This is a genomic window from Roseococcus sp. (assembly GCF_965227005.1).
Lineage (GTDB): Bacteria > Pseudomonadota > Alphaproteobacteria > Acetobacterales > Acetobacteraceae > Roseococcus.
This window is the reverse complement of record NZ_CBDDFJ010000036.1, coordinates 341300-366697: the sequence shown is the minus strand read 5'-3', so window position 1 is coordinate 366697 and position 25398 is coordinate 341300. Positions and strand designations below refer to the sequence as shown.

Below are 25398 nucleotides of genomic sequence, written 5' to 3'. Positions count from 1 at the left end.
CAACTGCACGTCGGCACCTTCGCGCTGGACCGGGAAGAAGCCCGGCATGGCATTGGGGCCGGTCGGAGCGGCCACGCGGCTGGCTCGCCGCGCAGCCTCGTAGTCGTCCGTCACTTCGGACGGAAGTGGAGCGGGGGTCGATGGCCCGCTCGCTCGCATGGGCGTCGGAGCATCGCTGCTCCTTGCCCCCTCACAGGAGGCAAGCAAGGGGAAGGCGAGGACCATCAACAGGCGCAGCGGGCGTGAAATGGTCATGGGGCCTTCGCTTGGATCTTGCCGGGAACGGCACCTCCGTTCCTCCCAGCATGGCACACTCAAGACCCCTCGCAATACTGCTGCCTGCTGCTTCGGCCGCGCCCAAACCAGGATCAGGTCGCTTCAGACAACTTCGGACGCTGTGATTTTCCCGTCCTTCAACGTCACGACCCGATCCATCCGCGCCGCCAGCGCCGGATTATGCGTCGCGATCAGCGCCGCCAGCCCCCGGTCCCGCGCCTCCCGCAGCAATTCGGAAAACACCAATTCCGCCGTCGCCACATCCAGGTTCCCGGTCGGCTCATCCGCCAGCAGCACCTTCGGCGCATTGGCCAAGGCGCGGGCGATCGCCACGCGCTGCTGCTCGCCGCCCGAGAGTTTTCCAGGCCGGTGATCCACCCGCGCCCCCAGCCCGAACTGGCTCAGCAATTCGCTGGCCCGCGCCTTCGCATCGGCCCGCGACACGCCCGCCGCCATCTGCGGCAGCATCACGTTCTCCAGCGCCGAGAACTCCGGCAGCAGATGATGGAACTGATACACGAAGCCGATGGTGTTCCGCCGGATCGACGTCCGCGCGTCGTCCGACAGCGTCCCGGCGGCCTTTCCCTCGATGAAGACTTCGCCGCCGTCCGGCCGCTCCAGCAGCCCCGCCAGATGCAGCAGCGTGGACTTGCCCGTCCCCGAGGGCGCCACCAACGCCACGATCTCGCCGGCCCGCAGCGTCAGCTCCGCGCCCTTCAGCACCTCCAGCGAGCCTGCTTCCGTCTTGTAGCGACGCTCGACCGCGCGCAATTCCAAAGGCGCGTTACTCATTGCGCAGCATCTCCACGGGGTCGGTCTTCGCCGCGCGCCAGCTGGGATAGATCGTGGCCAGCAGCGCCAGAGTGAGCGCCAGCGTCACCACCTGCCCCACCTCGTTCCAGTTCAGCACCGCCGGCAATTGCGTGAGGAAGTAGATCTCCGCGCTGAACAGCTCGGCCCCGATCACCCACTGCACGAACTGGCGGATGTTCTCGATGTTCTTGCAGAACAGCACGCCCAGCGCGAAGCCCGCGAGCGTGCCGGACACGCCGATCCACGCACCGCACATCAGAAAGATGCGCATGATGGAGCCGCTCGTGGCCCCCATCGTGCGCAGCACCGCGATGTCCTTGCCCTTGTCCTTCACCAGCATGATCAGCGTGGAGATGATGTTGAAGGCCGCCACGATGATGATCAGCGTCAGGATCAGGAACATCACGTTCCGCTCCACCTGCACCGCGGCGAAGAAGCTGCTGTTGGAATCCTGCCAGTCGATGATGCGCACCGGCTGGTTGAGCGCCCGGCGGATCTCGGCGTTCACCGCGCGCACGCGCGTCGGGTCCTGCACGAAGACCTCGATCTGCGTGACCGCCTCGGGGGTCGTCTGGAAATAGACCTGCGCGGCCGGCAGCGGCATGAAGACGTAGCTGCTGTCGTATTCGTTCATGCCCACTTCGAAGAGCGCGACCACCGTATAGGCGCGCAGCCGCGGAATCGTGCCGATCACCGTGGCGCGCCCCTGCGGGCTGATCATCGTGATCTTGTCGCCCACATTGAGCCCGAGGCGATAGGCCAGCCGCGTGCCGATGGCGACGGCGTCATCGCCCTCGAACTGTTCGAGCGAGCCCGCGCGGATGTTGTTCGCCACGATCGCCTTGGTCCGCAGATCCTCCGGCCGGATGCCGCGCGCCAGGCCACCCGTCGCCGAATTGCCCGCGCCCGAGAGCAGCACCTGCCCCTCCACCACCGGTGTTGCCGTCACCACGCCGGGTTGCCGGCGGATGGTGGCGGTGATGGCGTCGAAGTCGCGCAGGTTGCCGCGATCCGCGGCGTAGATGCCCATGTGGCCGTTGAGGCCGAGGATGCGTCCGAGCAGCTCCTGGCGGAACCCGCCCATCACCGACAGCACGATGATGAGCGTGGCCACGCCGAGCATGATCCCCACCAGCGAGAAGGTGCCGATGATGGAGGTGAACCGGTCACTCTTGCGCGACATGAGGTAGCGCATCGCGACGGTGCGCTCGAACGCCCCGAACATCAGGCGGTCAACTTCGCCAGGGCTTCCTCAAAGGTGAGCTCCATGCGCTCGCCGGTGGCGCGCCGCTTCAGCTCCACCTTGCCGGCCGCCGCACCGCGCGGGCCGATAATCGCCTGCCAGGGCAGGCCCATCAGATCCGCATCGGCGAATTTCGCCCCCGCGCGGTCGGCGCGATCGTCATAGATCGCGTCGTCCGGGAAGGCCGCGTGCAGCTTCTCGCAGAGCGCGTCGCAGGCGGCATCGCCGACCTTGAGGTTCAGGATCGACAGCTTCCAGGGTGCCACCGCATCCGGCCACTTGATGCCGTTCTCGTCGTGATTCGCCTCGATCAGCGCCGCCACCAGGCGCGAGACGCCGATGCCGTAGCTGCCCATCTGCGGGATCACGGTCGTGCCGTCGGGACCGGCAACCGAGAGGCCCATCGGCTCGGAATACTTGGTGCCGAAATGGAAGATGTGGCCGACCTCGATGCCCTTGCCCTCGCGGCGGCTGGCGGCGTCCACGCCCGACCAGGCGGCCTCGTCGTGCATCTCCTCGGTGGCGGCGTACATCGACGTGACTTCGTCGAAGAAGCCCTGCAGCGCGGGAACGTCGTCATTGCCGACCTCGGTGCCGGCCCAGTCGAGTTCGTCGAACTTCGCGTCGTAGAAGACGGTGCTCTCGCCGGTCTCGGCCAGGATGATGAATTCGTGGCTGAGCTTGCCGCCGATCGGCCCGGTATCGGCGCGCATCGGCACGGCCTTCAGCCCCATCCGCTGGAAGGTGCGCAGATAGGCCAGGAACATCTGGCGATAGGTGTGCTCCGAGCCTTCCTTCGTCAGGTCGAAGGAATAGGCGTCCTTCATGAGGAACTCGCGCCCGCGCATCACGCCGAAGCGCGGACGCACCTCATCGCGGAACTTCCACTGGATGTGATAGATGTTGCGCGGCAGGTCCCGGTAGCTGGTCGCATAGGCCCGGAAGATGTCGGTGATCATCTCCTCGTTGGTCGGGCCGAAGAGCATCTCGCGATCGTGGCGATCCTTGATGCGCAGCATTTCCTTGCCGTAGTCGTCGTATCGTCCGGACTTCTGCCAGAGATCGGCCGGCTGGATGGTCGGCATCAGGATTTCCTGGGCGTCGGCGCGATTCTGCTCCTCGCGGACGATCTGCTCGACCTTGCGCAGGACACGGAGTCCCGCCGGGAGCCAGGCATAGATGCCGGCCGATGTCTGGCGGATCAGGCCCGCGCGCAGCATCAGGCGATGGGAAACGATCTGCGCCTCGGCGGGCGTTTCCTTCAATGTGGGCAAGAAGGCACGGGTAAGGCGCAAGGTAGTTTCCTCGTCAGGTCAGGCGGGTGCGGACCCTAGCCGAGAAACCGGAGCGCCGGAACAGACCACTGGGAGGCGCAATAATGCTGCGCCGCACAATCGTTTTTCCTACAAATATGTCTTGAGTTGTCCGGAGGAAAGCCGTAACAAAAAGAAAGGGCCGCCCCCATAGGGAGCGGCCCAAGTTTAGGGAGGAAACGCCAGTCACACGGCAGAAAGAGGAAAGCCCTCTCTCTAAAACAAAGATTGCCGCAAAGCCCCTTCAAGGCTCAACGCCAAAGGACGCTACAGACGGCGAAAAACAGAGCGTTCAGCCAATGGATGCTCAAAATACAGGCGGCTGTCCGGGACAACCCAGATAGCCGCCTTTTCTTTGTGCAGACGCCCTCAGTCCGGAATGGCCAGCCAGGGATCGCGGAAGCTGATCCAGTCGCTTTCGATCAGCACATAGACGCCGAGCCACAGAATCGCCGAGACGATGGTCGTGATGATGACCTTCTGGAGGATGCGCGGCTGCGTCGGCGCGCCGCGCCAGCCACCGGCCTCCGGATCGCCCTGCGCATCGGGGCGGATGCCGATGGGCAGAACGGCAAAGAGTGTCGTCCACCAGATGATGGCGTAGACGACCAGGCTCAGGAACCAACCCATGCGCGCTCCTTGAGGGGGCTCAGGCTCCCTCAGACTCCAGGAAACAGCGTTTCCTGGATCTTTCGTCAGTCGTCGAATCCGGGGCATGACGCCCCACCGGCTACACCCGCAAAAGATGCACTTCGATATTCGGCCGCTTCTTGAGCCGGCGCGCGATGGCCTTGCGCATCACCCCGCGCACCGCCTCGGTCATGGCCTCGTCTTCCTTGCGCAGCCCCTTGGGCAATTCGCCCACGCCACGCGTGAGGTCATCGGCCAACTGGCCCTGCTCGGGACCTTCCGCCTCAAAGAGACCCGGCGCGGAGACGCGCGGCCGGCCGACGATGCGGCCCGCCGTGTCGACCGCCAGGCTGGCCACGACCACGCCGTTGAAGAGCATGCGCTTGCGCGCGCCCATCACGCCGCCCTCGAGCGGCAGAAGGCGGTTGCCATCCACCACCAGCCGGCCGACGGGCACGCTCTCCAGCACCTTGGGATCCTTGCCCGAAAGGCGCAGCACATCGCCGTCCTCGAGCATGATGGGATCGGAGCCGCAATCCTCGGCAAGATCGGCATGGGCCGACATGTGCCGCCACTCGCCATGCACGGGGACCGAGAACTTCGGCTTCACCAGCCCATAGAGCTTCTTGAGCTCGTCGCGCGCCGGATGTCCGGACACATGCACCGCATGGTCGTCGGCCGTCATGACCTCGCAACCCGCGCGGGTCAGCTCGTCCTGTACGCGCAGGATCCCGCGCTCATTGCCGGGAATCATGCGGCTGGAGAAGATGACGGTGTCGCCCTCGCCCATCGAGATGTTCGGGTGCGTGTCGGCCGCGATCTTGGAGAGGGCCGAGCGCTCCTCGCCCTGGCTGCCGGTGCAGATGATCAGCAGGTTGTCGTCGGAGAGGAAGCGGGCCTCCTCCTCGCTCACGAAGTCATGCACCGAATCGAGGTAGCCGCACTCGCGGGCCGAGGCCACGGCATTGCGCAGCGAGCGCCCGAAGAGCGCCACCTGACGCCCCGCCGCCTGCCCGGCCAGCGCGATGGATTCGACGCGCGCCAGGTTCGTGGAGAAGCAGGTCACGGCCACGCGGCCCTTGAGGCCCTTCATCAGCACCTTGAGGTTGCGACGCACCTCGCCCTCGGAGCCGGAATGTCCCTCGACCATGGCATTGGTGCTGTCGCAGACCATGGCCAGAACGCCCTCCTCGCCGAGGCGCGCGAAGGCGGCCTCGTCGGTGGGCGGGCCGATGAGCGGATGGGGATCGAGCTTCCAGTCGCCCGTATGCAGCACATTGCCGTGCCGCGTGCGGATCATGATCGCGCTGGCCTCGGGTACCGAATGGGTGACGCGGAGGAATTCCAGGTCGAAGGGGCCGACCTGGCGCCGCCCGGGCAGCGGCACGGTGTCGATCTCGACATCGTGGCCGAGGCCGGCCTCGCCGAGCTTGCGCCGCAGCACCGAGGTCACGAAGGGACCGCCGATCACTGGGCAGCGCAGACTGGGCCACAGATGCGCGACGGCGCCGATATGGTCCTCATGCGCATGAGTGATCACGAGGGCCAGCAGGTCATCGCGGCGCGCGGCCAGCCAGGCGGGATCGGGCACCATGACGTCGACGGCCGGATTGTCCGGGCCGCCGAAGCCGATGCCGCAATCCACAGCCAGCAACTTTCCGTCGCAGCGATAGACATTGAGGTTCATGCCGATCTCGCCCGTGCCACCGAGCGGGATAAAGGCCAAATCGTCCATGGGTTCTTTGGGGATCACAAAAGGTCTTTTGTTGAAATGGGGGCGGGGTTGCGAGATGCCAACAGGCGCAGCCCCTCCAGCGTGATATCAGGATCGATTCGTTCGATGAGGGTCGTGCCCTCGGCCAGAAGCGGCGCGAGGCCGCCCGTGGCGATGACTTTCATATGCGGAAGTTCGGCCTCGTTGCGGATGCGAGAGACGATACCCTCAATCATCCCCACATAGCCCCAGAAAATTCCGGACTGCATGGCCGAGACCGTATTCCGGCCGATCGCCGCCTGCGGCCGGCCGATGCCGATGCGCGGCAGACGGGCGGCGGCGCGGTGCAGCGCCTCGATGGACAGGTTGATGCCCGGAGCGATGACGCCGCCGAGATAGGATCCTTTGCCATCCACCACGTCGAAGGTAGTGGCGGTGCCGAAATCGATGACGATCAGCGGCCCCTTGTAGTGGTGATGCGCCGCCAGCGAGTTCAGCAGACGATCGGCGCCCACCTCCTGCGGCTGGTCGACCTTGATCTCGAAGCCCCAGTCCAGGATGGAGCGCGCCACCAGGGGCTCGGGCCCGAACCAGTCCCGGCAGAGGCGGCGCAGGTTGTAGAGCGCCGCGGGCACCACGGTCCCGATGACGCAGCGGTCGACGTCCGAGGGCTTCAGGCCGGAATGCTGCATGAGGGTGAGCAGCCAGACGGCATATTCGTCGCTGGTGCGATCGGCGCGGGTGGCGATGCGCCAACGGCCGCGCCACTCCGCGCCGTCATGCACGGCGAAGACGACATTGGTATTGCCGGCATCAATCGCGAGAAGCATGCCCGTCCCCGATCACCTCGCCCGCATGGAAGACCTGCGGGCCATTCACCGTCGAAAGACGCAATCCGCCATCCTCGGCGAGCCCTTCGTACCTTCCTGAAACGGGATTGTCGCCCTGCCGGAGGGTCAGGACTGTCCCGCGCACAGGGCCACGCTCCTCCCAGGCGGCACGGATGGGCGCAAACCCCTGGCGGACGTGGACCTCCTGCCAATGCGCGAGCCGCCCGAGCAGGGTCGCGCAGAAATCCTCGACCGGGACGGGGCCGAGGCAGGCGACGGCGCGGCCCTCGACCGCGGGCGCATGAGCGAGGTTCACCCCGAAGCCGAGCACCAGATGGGCAATGCCGCCGCCAGGATCGAGCGAGGCCTCGGCGAGGATGCCGGCGATCTTGGCGCCGTCCTCCATCAGGTCGTTGGGCCATTTCAGCCGCAGCGCGCGGGTGGGCGCGTGATGCGCCGCGGCCTCGTGCACCGCGACGGCGGCCAGCAGCGCATGGACCGCGATCTCGCGCGCGGAACCGGCCGGACGCAGGAGCACGGAGAGCGCAAGGTTGCCGGGCTGGGACTGCCAGGCCCGCCCTGCCCTGCCCCGTCCCTGCATCTGGCGATGCGCCAGGATGGCGAGCCCGCCGGGCTCGCCTTGTTCAGCCAGTTCGAGTGCCAGGCTCTGCGTGCTGGGCAGGCTGTCGTGGATGCGGAGCCGCCAGCCCGCGAGACCGCTCAACCGATGATCGCCGCGACCGCATGCCGGGCCGCGCTCAGGAGCGAGGCCGGGAAGAGGAAGAAGAACAAGGTGAACAGCCCCGTCCCCGCGAGCACGACCGAAATCCCGGCCGGACGCGCATCGAAGCCCGTCACCGGGGCGTCGAAGTACATCACCTTCACGATACGCAGGTAGTAATAGGCCGAGACCACCGAGGAGAGCACGCCGATCACGGCCATGGCCCAAAAGCCCTGCTCGATCGCGGGGAGCAGCACGTAGATCTTGGCGAAGAAGCCCGCGAGCGGCGGGATGCCCGCCATCGAGAACATGAAGATCGCCATGGCCAGCGCCATTGCCGGATCGGTGCGGCCGAGGCCGGCGAGATCGTCCACGCCCTCCACCGCGCGCCCGTTGCGGCGCATGGCGACGAGCACGGCGAAGGCGCCGATGTTCATGGCGATGTAGATGGCCGTGTAGACCAGAACGCCGCGCAGGCCGGCCTCGCCGCCGACGGCCAGGCCCATCAGGATGAAGCCCACATGGCCGATGGAGGAATAGGCCATCAGCCGCTTCACATTCTTCTGCCCGATGGCGGCGAAGGCGCCGAGCAGCATGGAGAGGATCGCCGTCAGCACGATGACCTGCTGCCACTGGCCCACCACGTCGCCGAAGGGACCGGAGAGCACGCGCACCAGCAGCGCGATGGTCGCGACCTTGGGGGCGGAGGCGAAGAAGGCGGTGACCGGGGTCGGCGCGCCCTCATAGACGTCGGGCGTCCACATGTGGAACGGCACGGCGGCAAGCTTGAAGGCCAGGGCCGCAATCACGAAGACGATGCCCACGACCACGCCGGCCGAGACGCCGGTCTCCGCGGAAAGCGCATCGGCGAGGCGGTCGAAATTCGTCGTGCCCGCGAAGCCATAGACCAGCGAGGCGCCGTAGAGCAGCAGGCCCGAGGCCAGCGAACCCAGGATGAAGTACTTCAGCCCCGCCTCGGCCGAGCGCGGATTATCGCGGTCGAAGGCGGCGAGCACGTAGAGCGGTAGCGAGAGCAGCTCGAGGCCGAGATAGAGGCTCATCAGGTCGTTGGCGGAGATCATCGCCATCATGCCGACGGTGGCGAAGAGCACGAGGACCGGGAATTCGAAGCGCGACAGCCCCTCCTTCGTGTTCCAGTCCAGCGCCATCAGCAGGCCCAGGGCGGCCGCCGCGAGGCAGAGCAGCTTCATGAAGGCCGAGAAGGCGTCGGCGATATATTGCCCGCCGAAGGCCGTGCCCTCGGCCTGGGAGATGATGAGCACCCCCGTCACCGCGAAGGCGGCGATCACCGCCATGGTGCAGGGGAAGGTCATGTCCCGCTTGGGGATGACCCCGATGACGAGGATGGCAAGCCCGCTAAGGGCCAGCACCAGCTCGGGGAGGGCGAGGGTCCAGTTCATCAGAGGCCTGCCAGACGCGACGCGGCCCCGATCGCGGCCTGGTGCTGCTGCACCATCTGCGCGACCGTCGCCGAGAAGAAGGAGAGGAAGGACTGCGGATAGATGCCCATCCACAGGGTCAGGGCGATCAGCGGGGCGAAGATCGCGTATTCCCGCGGCTCCAGGTCCAGCATGCGCTTCACATCGTCCTTGGTGAGCTTGCCGAACGCGACGCCGCGATAGAGCGTCAGCATGTAGCAGGCGCCAAGCACCATGCCGGTGGCGGCGCCGAAGGCCACCCAGGGGTTCACCGCCCAGGCGCCGACGATCACCAGGAATTCACCCGGGAAACCGGCGAGGCCGGGCAGCGCGACGCTCGCCATGGTGAAGAGCATGAAGACCAGCGCATAGGCCGGCATCACCTTAGCCACGCCGCCGTAGCGCGCGATCTCGCGCGTGTGCAGCCGGTCATAGACCACGCCCACGCAGAGGAAGAGCGCGCCGGCCACGATGCCGTGCGAGAGCATGGTGAGGAGCGCGCCCTCGATGCCCTGCTGGTTGAAGGTGAAGATGCCCAGCGTGACGATGCCCATATGGGCCACCGACGAATAGGCGATCAGCTTCTTCATGTCCTGCTGCGCGAGCGCCACGAGGCTGGTGTAGACCACCGCCACGATGCTCAGCACGTAGACGTAGGGCGCGAAATAGGCGCTCGCCTCGGGCAGCAGCGGGATGGAGAAGCGCAGGAAGCCATAGGCGCCCATCTTCAGCAGCACGCCGGCCAGGATGACCGAGCCCGCCGTCGGCGCCTCGACGTGGGCGTCGGGCAGCCAGGTGTGCACCGGCCACATCGGCACCTTCACCGCGAAGCTCGCGAAGAAGGCGAGGAAGAGCCAGACCTGCAGGTTGAAGGGAATGTCGAACTCGGAGAGCTCGGGGATGCTCGTCGTCCCGGCCTGATACCAGAGCGCGATGATCGCCAGCAGCATCAGCACCGAGCCGAGCAGCGTGTAGAGGAAGAACTTGTAGGAGGCGTAGACGCGCCGCGGCCCGCCCCAGATGCCGATGATGAGGAACATCGGGATCAGCACGGCCTCGAAGAAGATATAGAAGAGCATGAAGTCGAGCGCGCAGAACATGCCGACCATCATCGTCTCGAGGATGAGGAAGGCGATCATGAACTCGCGCACGCGCGACTGGATCACGCTCCAGGCCGACAGGATGCAGATCGGCGTCAGCAGCGTCGACAGCAGGACGAAGAGGACGGAGATGCCGTCCACGCCCATCGTGTAGGAGATGCCGAAATCGGGCAGCCAGGCCAGCTGGTCCACGAACTGGTAGTCGGGCGAGCTCTTGTCGAACTTCACCCAGAGGATGAGCGACAGGAAGAAGGTGATGAGGCTGGTCCACAGCGCGGTCCAGCGCGCATTGCTCGCCACCACGGCCTCGTCGCCGCGCACCATCATGATGATGAGCACGCCGAGCAGCGGCAGGAAGGTCAGCAGCGAGAGGATCGGGAAACCCGCGGCGTTCATGGCTCAGCGCCCCAACAGGAAGAGGGTCACGAAGACCACGAGGCCGATGATCATGGCGAAGGCGTAGTTCGCCACCCGCCCCGTCTGCAGCCGGACCACGCCGCGCGCCGTGCCGGCCGCGAGGCTGGCCGCGCCATTGGGCATGCCGTCGATGATGCGCGTATCGCCCACCTTCCAGAACTGCACGGCGAGGCGCTTGGCGGGCTGCACGAAGATCTTGTCGTAGAGCTCGTCGAAGTACCACTTGTTCAGCAGGAAGCGGTGCAGGCCGGGCATCGCCGCGGCCAGCTTCGCCGGCACCTTGGGGAAGAAGCCGTAGAGGATGATGGCGAGCACGATGCCGCTTGTCGCGACGGTCAGCACCATCTGCGGAACCCAATGCGGGACGTGATGCATCGCGTCCATCATGTCCTTGCCGGGCAGGTTGAAGATCGCCCCGTTCCAGAACTGCTCGTGATCATGGCCGATGAAGTACGGCGCGAAGACCATGCCGGTCAGCACGGCGCCGGCCGCGAGCAGGATCAGCGGGATCAGCATCACCGCCGGGCTCTCATGGACATGGTCCATCGTGTGCTGGTCGGCGCGCGGCTTGCCGTGGAAGGTCAGGATCAGCAGGCGCCAGGAATAGAAGGCCGTCAGGAAGGCCGCGATGATGCCGCAGACGAAGGCATACATGCCCACACCGCTATGCGCCGCGAAAGCGCCCTCCAGGATCGCGTCCTTGGAATAGTAGCCGGCGAAGAGCGGGATGCCGGCCAGGGCCAGCGAGCCGATCCACATCACCACATAGGTGACCGGGATCTTCTTCCAGATGCCGCCCATCTTGCGGATGTCCTGCTCGTCGGACATCGCGTGGATGACCGAGCCCGCGCTCAGGAAGAGCAGCGCCTTGAAGAAGGCGTGGGTGAAGAGATGGAACATCGCGGCCTGGTACAGCCCCACGCCGGCGGCGAAGAACATGTAGCCGAGCTGCGAGCAGGTCGAATAGGCAATGATGCGCTTGATGTCGTTCTGCACGCAGCCGATCGTGGCCGCGAAGAGCGCCGTCGAGGCGCCGACCACCGTGACCACGGCGAGCGCGAAGGGCGCGTATTCCATGATCGGCGACATGCGGCAGATCAGGAAGACGCCGGCCGTGACCATCGTCGCCGCATGGATCAGCGCGGAGACGGGCGTGGGGCCCTCCATGGCGTCCGGCAGCCAGGTGTGCAGGCCCAACTGCGCCGACTTGCCGCAGGCGCCGCCGAAGAACAGCAGACCGATGAGCTCCAGCGAGGGGATGCCCATGAAGGTGCTGTCCACCTTGGAGGAGGCAGCGGCGAAGATCGTGTCGAAGTCGAGCGATCCGAAGGTCAGGAAGGTCAGCGCCATGCCGAGCATGAAGAAGACGTCGCCCACGCGGTTCACGATGAAGGCCTTCATCGCCGCGGCGTTGGCGCTCTCCTTCTCGTACCAGTAGCCGATGAGCAGATAGCTCGCGAGGCCCACGCCCTCCCAGCCGAAGAACAGCTGCACGAGGTTGTCCGCCGTCACCAGCATCAGCATCATGAAGGTGAAGAGGCCGAGATAGGCGAAGAAGCGCGGCGGTGTCGCGTCATGCGACATATAGCCGATCGAATAGAGGTGGATCAGCGTGGAGATGAAGGTAATCATCGCCACCATGATCGCGCTCAGCGTGTCGTAGCGGAGCGCCCAGGCGAATTCGAGCTCGCCCACGTCCATCCAGGTAAAGATGGTGACGGTGGCCGGCTGCCCGCCCATGGCGACCTGCCAGAAGCTCAGCGACCCGCAGATCGCGGCCAGCACCATGAAGAACACGGTGGACCACATGGAGGCCTTGACGCCGATCCAGCGGTTGAGAAAGCCGCTGATGCAGGCGCCCAGCAGCGGGAAGAAGATTGCGCCGACGAACATCGGTCTAACCCTTCAGAGCCGAGATATCCTCGACCTCGATGCTGCCGTGGTTCCGGAAGTAGATGACGACGATGGCGAGCCCGATGGCCGCCTCGGCGGCGGCCACGGTCAGGATGAACATCGCGAAGATCTGCCCCGCGAGGTCATCCAGGCGGGACGAGAAGGCCACGAGGTTCAGGTTCACGCTGAGCAGGATCAGCTCGATCGACATCATGATGACGATGACGTTCTTGCGGTTCAGGAAGATGCCGAAGATGCCGAGCACGAAGAGGATGGCGCCCACCGTGAGGTAGTGCGCGAGGCCGATGACCAGCATCAGTGATGCCCCCCCCCGTGAGAATCATGCCCATGACCGTCGTGATGTTCGATGGGCGCGGCCTTGGCCGGCGGCGGCAGCGGGCGGAGGATGTCCCCGCGCGCGATGCCCTGGCCGATGGCCGGTTGCGCCATCACCAGCTCGGTCGAGCGATAGACCTGCGTGGCGATGACCTGCCGCTTGCTGTCGGCCTGCCGCTCGCGCAGGGTCAGCACGATCGCGCCGATCATGGCGACGAGCAGGATCAGCCCCGCGCCTTGGAAGAGGTAGACGTAGTCGGTGTAGATGATCCGCCCGATGGCCTCGGTGTTGGACATCCCGGCCGGCGTGGGCGATAGGCGCAGCTCGGCCGCATCCGTCGAGAACTGCCAGGCGCCGAAGACGAGGAGCAGCTCCAGGAAGAGGATGCCGCCGACGATGGCGCCGATCGGCGCGTAGCGCTGGAAGCCCTCGCGCAGCTGCACGAAGTCGACGTCGAGCATCATCACGACGAAGAGGAAGAGCACCGCGACCGCGCCGACATAGACGATGACCAGGATCATCGCGAGGAACTCCGCCCCCGCGAGCAGGAACAGCGCCGCCGCGTTGAAGAAGGCCAGGATCAGGTACAGCACCGAGTGCACCGGATTGCGCGAGGTGACGACCATCACCGCGGAGGCAATCAGGATGAAGGCGAAGACGTAGAAGGCGAGCGCTGCGATCACGGCGTCTGCCTTTCGAGGAAGAAGTTCATGTCCGGCATCCGTTCAGCGATAGGGCGCGTCGAGCTCAAGCCGCTTGGCCAGCTCGCTCTCCCACCGGTCGCCATTCGCGAGCAGGCGGTCCTTGTCGTACATCAGCTCTTCGCGCGTCTCCGTCGCGAATTCGGCGTTCGGCCCTTCGACGATGGCGTCCACCGGGCAGGCTTCCTCGCACATGCCGCAATAGATGCACTTGGTCATGTCGATGTCGTAGCGCGTGGTCCGGCGGGATCCGTCCTCGCGCGGCTCGGCCTCGATGGTGATGGCCAGCGCGGGGCAAACGGCCTCGCAGAGCTTGCAGGCGATGCAGCGCTCTTCCCCGTTGGGATAGCGGCGCAGCGCGTGCTCGCCCTTGAAGCGCGGCGAGAGCGGCGTCTTCTCATAGGGGTAGTTGAGCGTGACCTTGCGGCGGAAGAAGTACTTCAGCGTGAGCCACATGCCGCCGACCAGTTCGGCCAGCAGGAAGGATCGCGCGTAGCGGTCGAGGGTCGTCATGCGGGAAGCATCCCCGTCAGCTTGAGGAAGGCCGCCGTCAGCACGAGCCAGAGCAGGCTGAAGGGCAGGAAGACCTTCCAGCCCAGCCGCATCAGCTGGTCATAGCGGTAGCGGGGGAAGGTCGCGCGCACCCAGATGAAGGTGAACAGCAGGAAGCAGACCTTGAGGATGAACCAGACCGGACCGGGGATCCAGGTGAAGGGCTCGAAGCCGAAGGGCGGATACCAGCCCCCCAGGAAGAGGATCGTCGTCAGCGAGGACATGAGGATCATGTTCGCGTATTCGCCGAGGAAGAAGAGCGCGAAGCTCATCGAGCTGTATTCGACGAAGAAGCCGGCCACCAGCTCGGACTCGCCTTCGGGAAGATCGAAGGGCGCGCGGTTGGTCTCGGCCAGCGTGCTGATGAAGAAGATGATGAACATCGGGAAGAGCGGCAGGATGAACCAGACGTTCTCCTGCGCCCGCACGATCTCCGTCAGGTTCAGCGAGCCCACGCACATCAGCACGGTCACAATGACGAAGCCCATCGAGACCTCGTAGCTGACCATCTGCGCCGCGGAGCGCAGCGCGCCGAGGAAGGCGTATTTCGAATTGGACGCCCAGCCCGCGATGATGACGCCATAGACGCCCAGCGAGCTGATCGCGAAGAGATAGAGCACGCCCACATTGATGTCGGCGATGGCCCAGCCGTCATTCACCGGGATCACCGCCCAGCCGAGCATGGCCAGGGTGAAGGTGAGCATCGGCGCGCCGAGGAAGAGGAGCCGCGACGACCCCGAGGGGATGATCGTCTCCTTCATCAGCATCTTCAGCGCGTCGGCGAAGGGCTGCAGCAGGCCCATCGGGCCGACCACGTTCGGGCCTCGGCGCAGCTGCATGGCCGCGAGGACCTTGCGCTCGGCCCAGGTGAGATAGGCGACGAAGATCAGCACCGGCACCAGCAGCGCCAGGGTCTTCGCAACGGTGAGCGCCAGGATGCCCAGCGGAGAGGCGAGGAATTCGGCCATCGGCTTACTCCGCCGCCAGCAAGGGCTGCGGCTTCAGATAGACCGAAGCGCATTCCGCCATGGTCGCGCTGGCGCGCGTGATGGGATCGACCTGCCAGTAATTGGCGATGGGCAGCGCGAAGGGCGCCGCACCCAGCACGCCGCCGGCCGGGCCGGCATCATCCGTGCAACCGGGCAGCGGGCCCTGGTTGTTGCGGCTGAAGACCGGATGCTCCGCCTTCATCTCGGCACGGAGCGCGTCGAGCGTGTCGAAGGGAAGCGTGACGCCGAGGAACTGCGAGGCGGCACGGATCACGCGCCAGTCCTCGCGGGCCTCGCCCGGCGGGGTCACGGCCATGCGGCCGACCTGCACGCGGCCTTCGGTGTTGACCCAGGTGCCGTCCTTCTCGGTATAGGCCGCGCCCGGCAGGATCACGTCGGCGCGCGCCGCGGCGGCCTCGCCGTGATGGCCCTGATAGATCACGAAGGTCGAGGCCGGGATGCGCGCGGCGTCGAAGCCGTCCGCCCCCAGCAGCCACAGCGCCTCGACGCCGCCGCCCAGCATCGCCGCCATGTCGAGCCCGCCCGGCCCCGGCACGAAGCCGAGATCCAGCGCGCCGACCTGGCCGCCGAACTGATGCAGCACGTTGAAGCCGTGCCAGTCCTCGCGCAGCGCGCCGCTGGCCCGGGCCAGATCCCAGGCCGCCGCGAGCACCGCCGCGCCGTCGGCGCGGGTGAGCGCGCCACGGCCGAGGATGATCATCGGATTCTTGGCGCCCGAGAGGAACTCGGCCGCGCGGGCGATCTCGCTCGGGCCGGAGCCCAGCTGCGTCGCCGGATAGGTGAGGTCGATCGCCGGGCCGATCACGCCCACGCGCATGCCGCCGAGCGACCAGCGCTTGCGGATGCGGGCATTGATCACCGGCGCCTCGACGCGCGGATTGCTGCCGATGACGACGATGGCATCGGCCTGCTCGATGCCGGCGATGCCGCTGTTGAACAGGTAGTAGTCGGGGCGCGAGGTATCGATCTTCGCGCCGTCCTGGCGGCAATCCAGGTTCGTGCTGCCCATGGCGGCCAGCATGGCCTTCAGCGCGAAGAGGCTCTCCACCTCGACCGTGTCGCCCGCGATCGCGCCGATCGTCTTGCCGCGCGCACCCTGCACGATGGCGCCGAAGGCCTCCGCCCAGCTCGCCGGCTTCAGCTTGCCGTCCTGGCGCACCCAGGGACGGTCGAGGCGCTTGCGCTTCAGACCGTCGAAGGCGAAGCGCGAACGGTCGCCGAGCCATTCCTCGTTCACGTCGTCATTGTTGCGCGGAAGGATGCGCAGCACCTCGCCGCCGCGCACGTCCACGCGGATGGAAGCACCCGTCGCGTCCAGCACGTCCACACTGTCCGTCTTCCGCAGCTCCCAGGGGCGCGAGACGAAGGCATAGGGGCGCGAGGTCAGCGCGCCCACCGGGCAAAGGTCGATCAGATTGCCGGAAAGCTCGCTGGTCAGCGCCTTCTCGACATAGGTGCCGACTTCCATGCTCTCGCCACGGCCCGTCGCGCCCATCTCCGGCACGCCGGCCACTTCTGCGGCGAAGCGGATGCAGCGCGTGCAGTGGATGCAGCGGTTCATGATCGTCTTGATCAGAGGGCCGACATACTTGTCCTTCACCGACCGCTTCTCTTCGCGGTAGCGGCTGTCGTCCTTGCCGTAGCCCACGGCCTGGTCCTGCAGATCGCACTCGCCGCCCTGATCGCAGATCGGGCAATCGAGCGGGTGGTTGATCAGCAGGAATTCCATCACGCCGCGCCGCGCATTGCGGATCATCGGCGTGTCGGTGAAGACCTTCATGCCGTCGGCGACCGGATAGGCGCAGGAGGCGATGGGCTTGGGCGCCTTCTCGACCTCGACCAGGCACATGCGGCAATTGCCGGCGACCGACAGGCGCTCGTGGTAGCAGAAGCGCGGAATCTCCTTGCCCGCGGCCTCGCAGGCCTGGAGCACGGAGGTGCCGTTCGGAACCTCGACCTCGATTCCGTCGATGGTGACCTTGGCCATGACTTACTCCGCCGCCATCGGGAAATGCTTGGCCTTATACTCGGCGATCCGCTCTTCCATCATCGGACGGAAGTGGCGGATCAGGCCCTGGACCGGCCAGACGCCGCCATCTGCCAGCGCGCAGATGGTGTGGCCCTCGATCTGGCGCGTCACCTGCTCCAGCACGTCGATCTCGTCGACCTCGGCGCGTCCCTCGACCATGCGCATCATCACCCGGTTCACCCAGCCCATGCCTTCGCGGCAGGGCGTGCACTGGCCGCAGCTCTCATGCTTGTAGAAGGCCGACAGACGCTGGATCGCCTTGATGAGGTCGGTCGACTTGTCCATCACGATCACGCCGGCGGTGCCCAGGCCCGTCTTGTGTTCGCGCAGCGCGTCGAAATCCATCAGCACGTCGTCGCAGATCGACTTGGGCAGCATCGGCGTGGAGGAGCCGCCGGGGATCACCGCCAGCAGATTGTCCCAGCCGCCGCGCACGCCGCCGGCATAGCGGTCGATGAGCTCCCGCATCGGGATGCTCATCTCGGCTTCGACGTTGCAGGGCTTGTTCACATGGCCTTGGATGCAGAAGATCTTCGTGCCCGAGTTCTTCGGACGGCCGAAGCCCGCGAACCAGCCCGCGCCGCGCCGCAGGATGGTCGGAACCACCGCGATCGTCTCGACGTTGTTCACCGTGGTCGGGCAGCCATAGAGGCCGACGGCCGCCGGGAATGGCGGCTTCAGCCGCGGCATGCCCTTCTTGCCCTCGAGGCTCTCGATGAGGGCCGTCTCCTCACCGCAGATATAGGCGCCGGCGCCGCGGTGCGAGTAGAGGTCGAAGTCGTAACCGCTGCCGCAGGCGTTCTTGCCGAGCAGCCCCGCCTCATAGGCCTCGTCGATCGCGGCCTGGAGGATATTGCCCTCGTTGAAATACTCGCCGCGATAATAGATGTAGCCGGCGGTCGCGCCCATCGCCATGCCGGCGATGAGGCAGCCCTCGATCAGCTTGTGCGGATCGTGCCGCAGGATGTCGCGATCCTTGCAGGTGCCGGGCTCGGACTCGTCGCTGTTCACGACGAGATAGACCGGGCGCCCGTCGGCCGGACGCTCCTTCGGCATGAAGGACCACTTGAGGCCCGTGGGGAAACCCGCACCGCCGCGGCCGCGAAGGCCGGACTGCTTCATCTCCTCGACAACCCAGTCACGCCCCTTGGCGAGAATGTCCTTCGTGCCGTCCCAGTCGCCGCGCATCCGCGCGGCCGCGAGATTCCACGGCTGCGTGCCGTAGAGGTTGGTGAAGATGCGATCCTTGTCGGAAAGCGCCATGACTATTCCTCCGACCCGGTCAGGACCATCGGCCCGCCCTCGGGCGCGCTGGTCTGCCGGCCGATCACGGAACCCGGGGCCGGCCGCTCGCCGCGCTTCAGCGCCTCGAGGAGCTTCACCGTGCTCTCGTAGTCCATGTCCTCATAATAATCGTCGTCGACCTGCAGGATCGGCGCGTTCACGCAGCCGCCCAGGCATTCCACCTCGGTCATGGTGAAGAGGCCGTCGGCGCTCGTGTCGCCATAGCCCTTGAGATGGCCGGCTTCCTTGCAGGCGCGCATCACGTCGTCCGAGCCGCGCAGCCAGCACGGCGTCGTGCCGCAGACCTGCAAATGGAACTTGCCGATCGGCTTGGTGTTGAACATGAAATAGAAGGTCGCGACCTCGTAGACGCGCATCGGCGGCATGCCGAGGCGCGCGGCCACCGCATCCATCGCGATGCGCGGCACCCAGGCGCTGCCCGTCAGGCGGCCCATCTGCTTCTGCGCGATATAGAGCGCGGGGATCACCGCGCTCGCCTGCCGGCCTTCCGGATAGCGCGCGACGATCTTGGCGATCTGCGCCTCGCTGTCCGCGTCGAAGGCGAAGTGGCTGGGCTCGATGTGCTCAGCTGCGCTCATCGGTCGATCTCCCCGAAGACGATATCGAGGCTGCCGATGATGGAGACGGCGTCGGCCAGCATATGGCCCTTGCTCAACTCCTCCATCGCCTGGAGATGCGCGAAGCCCGGCGCGCGGATCTTGCAGCGATACGGCTTGTTGCTGCCGTCGGAGACGAGATAGACGCCGAACTCGCCCTTGGGCGCCTCGGTCGCGGTGTAGGTGCTGCCCGCCGGCACGTGATAGCCCTCGGTGTAAAGCTTGAAGTGATGGATCAGCGCTTCCATCGAGCGCTTCATCGTCCCGCGATTCGGCGGCACGATCTTATTGTCCAGGATCTTGATCGGGCCCGGCTTCATCTGGTCCAGGCACTGGCGGATGATGCGCATCGACTGGCGCATCTCCTGCATGCGGACCAGGTAGCGGTCGTAGCAGTCGCCGTTGCGACCGACGGGGATGTCGAACTCCATCCGCTCATAGACGTCGTAGGGCTGCGACTTGCGCAGATCCCAGGCCACGCCCGAGGCCCGCAGGCAGGGACCGGAGAAGCCCCAGGCCATCGCCTGCTCGGCGGTCATGACGCCGATATCGACGGTGCGCTGCTTGAAGATGCGGTTGCCCGTCAGCAGCGTCTCGAGCTCCTCGAGGAACGTCGGGAACTGCGCCATCCAGGCTTCGAGCTTGGGGACCAGCGCGGCCGGGATGTCCTTGGCCACGCCGCCGGGGCGGAAGTAGTTCGCGTGGTAGTGGCTGCCCGAGGTCATCTCGTACATCTCGAGCAGATGCTCGCGCTGCTCGAAGCCCCAGAGCGCCGGCGTGATGGCGCCGCAGTCGAGCGCGTAGGTCGTCACGTTCAGCAGATGGTTCAGGATTCGCGTGATCTCGGCGAAGAGCACGCGGATATACTGCGCCCGCTCCGGGATATCCTGCGTGATGCCGAGCAGCCGCTCCGTCGCCAGCGCGAAGGTATGCTCCATGCACATCGGCGAGACGTAATCGAGGCGATCGAAATAGGGCAGCGCCTGCAGATAGGTCTTGTGCTCGATCAGCTTCTCGGTGCCGCGGTGCAGCAGGCCGATATGCGGATCGGCGCGCTCCACCACCTCGCCCTTCATCTCCAGGATGAGGCGCAGCACGCCATGCGCGGCCGGGTGCTGCGGGCCGAAGTTGATGGTGTGGCTGTCCACCTCGACGATCCGGCGCGGCACATCGACCTCGGCGGGGCCCGTCGGGCTCAGATCTTCCGTGGGGCTGATTTCCATCACGGCTTGTCCCCTTCCGTCTTGGCAGGTTCCGGCGGGGGAAGCCGGTTGAGGTGGACCTTCTCGTCACCCGGCAGCGAGGTCATCGCTTCCCAGGGACTCATGAAGTCGAAGGAACGGAAGTCCTGCGTGAGCTTGACCGGCTCCTGCACCACCCTGCCCGCCTCTTCGTCGTAGCGAACCTCGACGAAGCCGGAGAGCGGGAAATCCTTGCGGAGCGGATGGCCCTCGAAGCCGTAATCCGTGAGCAGGCGGCGCAGATCGGCCAGGCCCGCGAAGACGACGCCGTACATGTCCCAGGTCTCGCGCTCGAACCAGGTCGCGGTCGGCCAGAGCGGCGCGACGCTGGGCACGGGCTGCGATTCGTCGGTCGGGACGATCACCGTCACGCGGGCGTTCCGCGTCAGCGACAGCAGGTTGTAGACGACGTCGAATCGCTCCGGCCGCTCGGGCCAGTCCAGGCCGCAGACATCGACGAGCTGGGCGAAGTCGAGCGCGGGCGTATCGCGCAGCAGCAGCAGCAGCGGCAGCAGCGATTCGCGCGCCGTGTGGAGCACCAGCTCGGCGCCGTAGCGGGCGCGCGAGAATTCGGGAGCGAGGCGGTCGCCCAGCGCGGCGCGGATATCGGCCTCAAGGGAATCGAGCAAAGCGAGATCAACCACGAAGAATGGTTCCCGTGCGGCGGATTTTCTTCTGCAGCTGCAGGATGCCGTAGACGAGCGCCTCGGCCGTGGGCGGGCAGCCCGGCACATAGATGTCCACCGGCACGATGCGATCGCAGCCGCGGACCACGCTGTAGCTGTAGTGGTAATAGCCGCCGCCATTGGCGCAGCTGCCCATCGAGATGACCCAGCGCGGCTCGGACATCTGGTCGTAGACCTTGCGCAGCGCGGGGGCCATCTTGTTGGTCAGCGTGCCGGCCACGATCATCACGTCCGACTGCCGCGGCGAGCCGCGCGGGATGATGCCGAAGCGGTCGAGATCGTAGCGCGCCATATAGGCGTGGATCATCGGCACCGCGCAGCAGGCCAGGCCGAAGGTCATCGGCCAGAGGCTGCCCGTGCGGGCCCAGTTCACCACCTTATCGAGATTGGCGACGACGAAGCCCTTCTCCTCGATCTCGCCCGTGACGGCACGCAGGACGGCATCCTGCTGCGCCCCGGGCGGGGTGGCTTCGCGATTCCAGGCGAGGTCGCTCATGGCCTTACTCCCAGTCCAGGGCGCCTTTGCGCCACTCATAGATGAAGCCGACCGTCAGCACGCCCAGGAACCCCATCATCGAGGCGAAGCCGAGCCAGCCGATGTCCCCGAGCGTGACGGCCCAGGGGAAGAGGAAGGCGACCTCGAGGTCGAAGATGATGAAGAGAATGGCGACGAGGTAGAATCGCACGTCGAAGCGCCGGCGCGTGTCGTCGAAGGGCGCGAAGCCGCACTCATAGGCGGAGAGCTTCTCCGCATTCGGCTTCTGGCGCGCGACCAGCATGCTCCCGCCAACCATGGCGATGGCGATGCCGCCGGCAATGCCCAGAAAGACGAGGATGGGGAAATATTCGGCGAGCAGGGGCTGCGTCATCATCCGGCCTTGCGTTCACAAATCCGCGCCCGGGGGTAGGCGCCGGCCAGAAGAATGCCGGGGGCGCCCCTCTGACGCGTCGCACCATACAGCAAGGGGATGGCCGGATGCCATAGGGGGGCACGGGTTAAACCCGTGTCAGACCGAGGGATACCTTGGACTTCCCTGCGAATGATTCGCAACCGAAAGGCAAAGAAAGAAGAAGCCTTGAGGCAACTTTTCCTGCAGATTTAAGGTGGGGAAAATCTGGCGCGAGTGACGGGGCTCGAACCCGCGACCTCCGGCGTGACAGGCCGGCGCTCTAACCAACTGAGCTACACCCGCTAAGATGTTGAAAGAGCGTTTAAGCCTGCCCCTCAAACCTGTCAACCGACCGAAAGGGAAGAAAATGATGGTGGGCGCTGACGGGGTCGAACCGCCGACATCCTGCGTGTAAAGCAGGCGCTCTACCTCTGAGCTAAGCGCCCTCGCGCCAAAGACGTGAGGCGGTTTTATGCCCGAAACCGGCAGTCAGTGCCAGACGGACCGCGTCGCCAGCGACGCCCCCTGCCCCATCGGCCCCGCCCAGACGGATCCAGCCCAAATGATTCGACCCCGATCGACGCTCCGAGGCCAGGCCTTGGAGCGCCGATTCGGGGTCGTTCAAAACCACAGGCGTGATTTCGTCTCGAATCCGAAAAGCCGAGTTAGTTGACGGCGTCCTTGAGGCCCTTGCCGGCCTTGAAGCGAACGGTCGTCGAGGCGGGGATCTTGATCTCCTCGCCCGTGCGCGGGTTGCGGCCCTTGCCGGCCTTGCGCTTGCTGGTGCTGAAGGTGCCGAAGCCGACGAGGCGAACTTCCTGCTTCTTCTTCAGCGCCTTCGTGATCGCCTCGAAGACCGAATTCAGAACGTCGCCGGCCTTCGCCTTCGACATCTCACCCGACTCCGCGACGACCGCAACGAGATCCTGCTTGTTCACGGGATGACCCCTCTTCTGAACTGACCGTGGGGCGATAAGACCCATTCCATCGCCGCGATCCTTGCCGGACACTAGGGGCCGGTTTTCCGGGGCGTCAATCGCCAGATCGGCCGAATCCCGCGGAAAGCCTTGGTTTTCTGGGGATGACCCGCACAAAGCCTTGATAAGCAAAGGGGGCGCCGCAACCGCGACGCCCCCTTCCGAATCGAAGCGATATTGGCCCGTGCGCGGGCGATATCCGCTCAGTGCGGCCGGACGGCCGTCTCCGAATCGGCGGCAGGGAGCGGCGTCTCTTCTGGTTCCACCCAGGTGATCGCCTCGGGCGGACGCACCAGCGCCTGGTTGATCACCTGATCGGCATGGCTGACGGCGATGATCTTCAGCGCCTTCTTCACGCTGTCGGGGATATCCGCCAGATCCTTCTCGTTGTCCTTCGGGATGAAGACCGTGGTGATCCCCGCGCGGAGGGCTGCGAGCAGCTTCTCCTTCAACCCGCCGATCGGCAGCGCGCGGCCGCGCAGCGTGATCTCGCCGGTCATCGCCACGTCGCGGCGGACGGGAATGCCCGTCAGCACGCTGACGATGGAGACGGCCATCGCGATACCCGCGGAAGGTCCATCCTTCGGCGTCGCGCCCTCGGGCACGTGCACGTGGATGTCGCGCTTCTCGAAGAGCGTCGGCTTGATGCCGAAGCTCACCGAGCGCGACCGCACATAGGACAGCGCGGCACTCACGCTCTCCTTCATGACGTCACCCAGCTGGCCGGTCGGCTTGATGTTGCCCTTGCCGGGCACCACCACGCTCTCGATGGTCAGGATCTCGCCGCCGACCTCGGTCCAGGCCAGGCCGGTGACGACACCGACCATGTCCTCCGATTCGGTCTCGCCGTAGCGGAACTTCTTGATGCCCGCATACTTCTCGAGATTCTTGACCGTGATCGCGACCTTCTTGGCCTTCTTGGAGACGATCTCCTTCACCGCCTTGCGCGCCAGCCCGCCGAGCTCGCGCTCGAGGCTGCGCACACCGGCCTCGCGCGTGTAGTAGCGCACGAGGTCGAGCAGGCCGTCATCGGTCAGCGTCCACTCGCCGGGCTTCAGGCCATTGGCCTCGGAGACCTTGGCGAAGAGGTGCCGCTTGGCGATCTGGACCTTCTCATCCTCGGTGTAGCCGGGGATGCGGATGATCTCCATGCGGTCCAGCAGCGGCTGGGGCATGCGCAGCGAATTCGCCGTCGTCACGAACATCACGTCCGAAAGGTCGTAATCGACCTCCAGGTAATGGTCGGCGAAGGTCGCGTTCTGCTCCGGATCCAGCACCTCCAGCAGGGCGGAGGACGGGTCCCCGCGCCAATCGGCGCCGAGCTTGTCGATCTCGTCGAGCAGGAAGAGCGGGTTGGACGTCTTCGCCTTCTTCATGCCCTGGATGACCTTGCCCGGCATGGAGCCGATATAGGTCCGCCGGTGGCCGCGCACCTCAGCCTCGTCCCGCACGCCGCCGAGCGACATGCGCACGAAGTTGCGGGCCGTGGCCCTGGCGATCGACTTGCCGAGCGAGGTCTTGCCCACGCCGGGCGGGCCGACGAGGCAGAGAATCGGGCCCTTGATCTTCTGGCTGCGCGACTGCACCGCCAGGTACTCGATGATCCGCTCCTTCACCTTCTCGAGGCCGTAGTGGTCGGCGTCGAGGACGGCCTGGGCGGCGATGATGTCGTTGCGGACCTTGCTGCGCTTCTTCCAGGGGATCGACAGGATCCAGTCGAGGTAGTTGCGCACGACCGTCGCCTCGGCGGACATGGGCGACATGCTGCGGAGCTTCTTCAGCTCGCTCAAGGCCTTCTCGCGCGCTTCCTTGGAGAGCTTGGTCGCCTTGATGCGCGCCTCGAGCTCGGCGGCCTCGTCCTTGCCGTCCTCGCCGTCGCCCAGCTCCTTCTGGATCGCCTTCATCTGCTCGTTGAGGTAGTACTCGCGCTGCGTCTTCTCCATCTGCCGCTTCACGCGGCTGCGGATGCGCTTCTCCACCTGCAGGACGCTCATCTCGCCTTCCATATGGGCGAAGATGCGCTCCAGACGGCCGCCGACGGAGGCGATCTCCAGCAGCTCCTGCTTCTCCGGGATCTTGATGGAGAGATGGCTGGCGATGGTGTCGGCGAGCTTGCTGGCGTCGTCGATCTGATTGATCGAGACCAGCACCTCGGGCGAGATCTTCTTGTTGAGCTTGATATAGCCCTCGAACTGCGAGACGACGCTGCGCATCAGCGCCTCGACCTCACGCTTCTCGGAGGGCGCTTCCTCGACCACTTCGGCAAAGGCCTCGAAGTAGTTGTCGGTCTCCTTGAACTCGACGATCTTCGCGCGCCGGCCGCCCTCGACCAGCACCTTCACGGTGCCGTCGGGCAGCTTCAGCAGCTGCAGCACCGTCGAGATGGTGCCGGTCTCGTAGAGATCCTTGGCGCTGGGATCGTTCTGTTCGGCGTTCTTCTGGGCGACAAGCAGGATCTGCTTGTCCTCGCGCATCACGGCCTCGAGGGCGCGGACGGATTTTTCACGGCCGACGAAGAGCGGCACAATCAAATGCGGGAAGACCACAATATCCCGCAACGGCAATACGGGTAGCAAATCGCCGCGAGTCACATCCGTCATAGGGACCTCACTTGGACAGTCGGCCAGGTGGACGCCCGCATTCGGCACATCCACCCGAAGCCACGGGTTGGATTAGGTAATTGGT

23 protein-coding genes and 2 tRNA genes are annotated in these 25398 nt (G+C 65.8%); all 25 read right to left on the bottom strand.

The window, feature by feature from the left end; translation table 11 throughout:
- Positions 1–378: 378 nt before the first annotated feature.
- The 25 genes from ACO057_RS19120 to lon all read right to left on the bottom strand — a co-directional run bounded on the left by ACO057_RS19120 (position 379) and on the right by lon (position 25313).
- Positions 379–1068 (bottom strand): ABC transporter ATP-binding protein, encoded by a 690-nt coding sequence (locus ACO057_RS19120; protein WP_421994413.1) that lies wholly within the window; start codon positions 1066–1068, stop codon positions 379–381.
- A complete protein-coding gene (locus ACO057_RS19115) occupies positions 1061–2314 on the bottom strand; it encodes a lipoprotein-releasing ABC transporter permease subunit (RefSeq protein ID WP_421994411.1) in 1254 nt (417 codons plus the stop codon). The genes ACO057_RS19120 and ACO057_RS19115 overlap by 8 nt, the downstream gene beginning before the upstream one ends.
- A complete protein-coding gene (proS, locus tag ACO057_RS19110; protein ID WP_421994409.1) occupies positions 2314–3627 on the bottom strand; it encodes a proline--tRNA ligase in 1314 nt (437 codons plus the stop codon). The genes ACO057_RS19115 and proS overlap by 1 nt, the downstream gene beginning before the upstream one ends.
- A 387-nt stretch (positions 3628–4014) precedes the next feature.
- On the bottom strand, positions 4015–4275 hold the full coding sequence (locus ACO057_RS19105; protein ID WP_421994407.1) for a DUF1467 family protein: 261 nt from the start codon (positions 4273–4275) through the stop codon (positions 4015–4017).
- A 100-nt stretch (positions 4276–4375) separates the two neighbouring features.
- Positions 4376–6010 carry a ribonuclease J gene (locus ACO057_RS19100; RefSeq protein WP_421994405.1) on the bottom strand — a complete coding sequence of 545 codons (1635 nt, stop codon included), beginning with the start codon at positions 6008–6010 and terminating at the stop codon, positions 4376–4378.
- A gap of 14 nt (positions 6011–6024) precedes the next feature.
- Positions 6025–6819 (bottom strand): type III pantothenate kinase, encoded by a 795-nt coding sequence (locus tag ACO057_RS19095; protein ID WP_421994403.1) that lies wholly within the window; start codon positions 6817–6819, stop codon positions 6025–6027.
- On the bottom strand, positions 6803–7543 hold the full coding sequence (locus ACO057_RS19090; RefSeq protein WP_421994401.1) for a biotin--[acetyl-CoA-carboxylase] ligase: 741 nt from the start codon (positions 7541–7543) through the stop codon (positions 6803–6805). Before ACO057_RS19090 ends, ACO057_RS19095 begins: the two co-directional genes overlap by 17 nt.
- Positions 7540–8961: an NADH-quinone oxidoreductase subunit NuoN gene (gene nuoN / locus ACO057_RS19085; RefSeq protein WP_421994399.1), complete on the bottom strand. Its 1422-nt coding sequence runs from the start codon at positions 8959–8961 to the stop codon at positions 7540–7542. The genes ACO057_RS19090 and nuoN overlap by 4 nt, the downstream gene beginning before the upstream one ends.
- Positions 8961–10475, bottom strand: coding sequence for an NADH-quinone oxidoreductase subunit M (locus ACO057_RS19080; protein WP_421994397.1), 1515 nt, complete (start codon positions 10473–10475; stop codon positions 8961–8963). Before ACO057_RS19080 ends, nuoN begins: the two co-directional genes overlap by 1 nt.
- Positions 10476–10478: 3 nt before the next feature.
- Positions 10479–12389, bottom strand: a complete 1911-nt coding sequence (nuoL, locus tag ACO057_RS19075; RefSeq protein WP_421994395.1) for an NADH-quinone oxidoreductase subunit L — start codon at positions 12387–12389, stop codon at positions 10479–10481.
- Between the two features lie 4 nt (positions 12390–12393).
- The gene (gene nuoK / locus ACO057_RS19070; RefSeq protein ID WP_421994393.1) at positions 12394–12705 is read right to left on the bottom strand and encodes an NADH-quinone oxidoreductase subunit NuoK; all 312 of its coding nucleotides are present in this window, start codon (positions 12703–12705) and stop codon (positions 12394–12396) included.
- Entirely contained in the window at positions 12705–13409 is a 705-nt protein-coding gene (locus tag ACO057_RS19065) for an NADH-quinone oxidoreductase subunit J (protein ID WP_421994391.1), read from the bottom strand. Before ACO057_RS19065 ends, nuoK begins: the two co-directional genes overlap by 1 nt.
- Before the next feature lie 42 nt (positions 13410–13451).
- Positions 13452–13940, bottom strand: a complete 489-nt coding sequence (nuoI, locus tag ACO057_RS19060; protein ID WP_421994389.1) for an NADH-quinone oxidoreductase subunit NuoI — start codon at positions 13938–13940, stop codon at positions 13452–13454.
- Positions 13937–14947, bottom strand: a complete 1011-nt coding sequence (gene nuoH, locus ACO057_RS19055) for an NADH-quinone oxidoreductase subunit NuoH (RefSeq protein WP_421994387.1) — start codon at positions 14945–14947, stop codon at positions 13937–13939. Before nuoH ends, nuoI begins: the two co-directional genes overlap by 4 nt.
- A 4-nt stretch (positions 14948–14951) precedes the next feature.
- Positions 14952–16976: an NADH-quinone oxidoreductase subunit NuoG gene (gene nuoG / locus ACO057_RS19050; protein ID WP_421994385.1), complete on the bottom strand. Its 2025-nt coding sequence runs from the start codon at positions 16974–16976 to the stop codon at positions 14952–14954.
- Between the two features lie 3 nt (positions 16977–16979).
- Complete coding sequence (gene nuoF, locus ACO057_RS19045) at positions 16980–18281, bottom strand: NADH-quinone oxidoreductase subunit NuoF (protein ID WP_421994383.1); 1302 nt, start codon at positions 18279–18281, stop codon at positions 16980–16982.
- A 2-nt stretch (positions 18282–18283) separates the two neighbouring features.
- Positions 18284–18901 carry a complex I 24 kDa subunit family protein gene (locus ACO057_RS19040; RefSeq protein WP_421994381.1) on the bottom strand — a complete coding sequence of 206 codons (618 nt, stop codon included), beginning with the start codon at positions 18899–18901 and terminating at the stop codon, positions 18284–18286.
- Entirely contained in the window at positions 18898–20142 is a 1245-nt protein-coding gene (locus ACO057_RS19035; protein WP_421994379.1) for an NADH-quinone oxidoreductase subunit D, read from the bottom strand. The genes ACO057_RS19040 and ACO057_RS19035 overlap by 4 nt, the downstream gene beginning before the upstream one ends.
- The gene (locus tag ACO057_RS19030) at positions 20142–20789 is read right to left on the bottom strand and encodes an NADH-quinone oxidoreductase subunit C (protein WP_421994378.1); all 648 of its coding nucleotides are present in this window, start codon (positions 20787–20789) and stop codon (positions 20142–20144) included. The genes ACO057_RS19035 and ACO057_RS19030 overlap by 1 nt, the downstream gene beginning before the upstream one ends.
- Before the next feature lie 7 nt (positions 20790–20796).
- Positions 20797–21342 carry a NuoB/complex I 20 kDa subunit family protein gene (locus tag ACO057_RS19025; protein WP_421994376.1) on the bottom strand — a complete coding sequence of 182 codons (546 nt, stop codon included), beginning with the start codon at positions 21340–21342 and terminating at the stop codon, positions 20797–20799.
- A gap of 4 nt (positions 21343–21346) precedes the next feature.
- On the bottom strand, positions 21347–21715 hold the full coding sequence (locus ACO057_RS19020) for an NADH-quinone oxidoreductase subunit A (RefSeq protein WP_421994374.1): 369 nt from the start codon (positions 21713–21715) through the stop codon (positions 21347–21349).
- Between the two features lie 247 nt (positions 21716–21962).
- Positions 21963–22039 (bottom strand) — tRNA-Asp (locus ACO057_RS19015).
- Between the two features lie 68 nt (positions 22040–22107).
- Positions 22108–22182: transfer RNA gene (locus tag ACO057_RS19010), tRNA-Val, on the bottom strand.
- Positions 22183–22401: 219 nt separating this feature from the next.
- A complete protein-coding gene (locus tag ACO057_RS19005; protein WP_421994647.1) occupies positions 22402–22719 on the bottom strand; it encodes an HU family DNA-binding protein in 318 nt (105 codons plus the stop codon).
- Positions 22720–22916: 197 nt separating this feature from the next.
- A complete protein-coding gene (lon, locus tag ACO057_RS19000; RefSeq protein ID WP_421994372.1) occupies positions 22917–25313 on the bottom strand; it encodes an endopeptidase La in 2397 nt (798 codons plus the stop codon).
- Between the last annotated feature and the right edge of the window lie 85 nt (positions 25314–25398).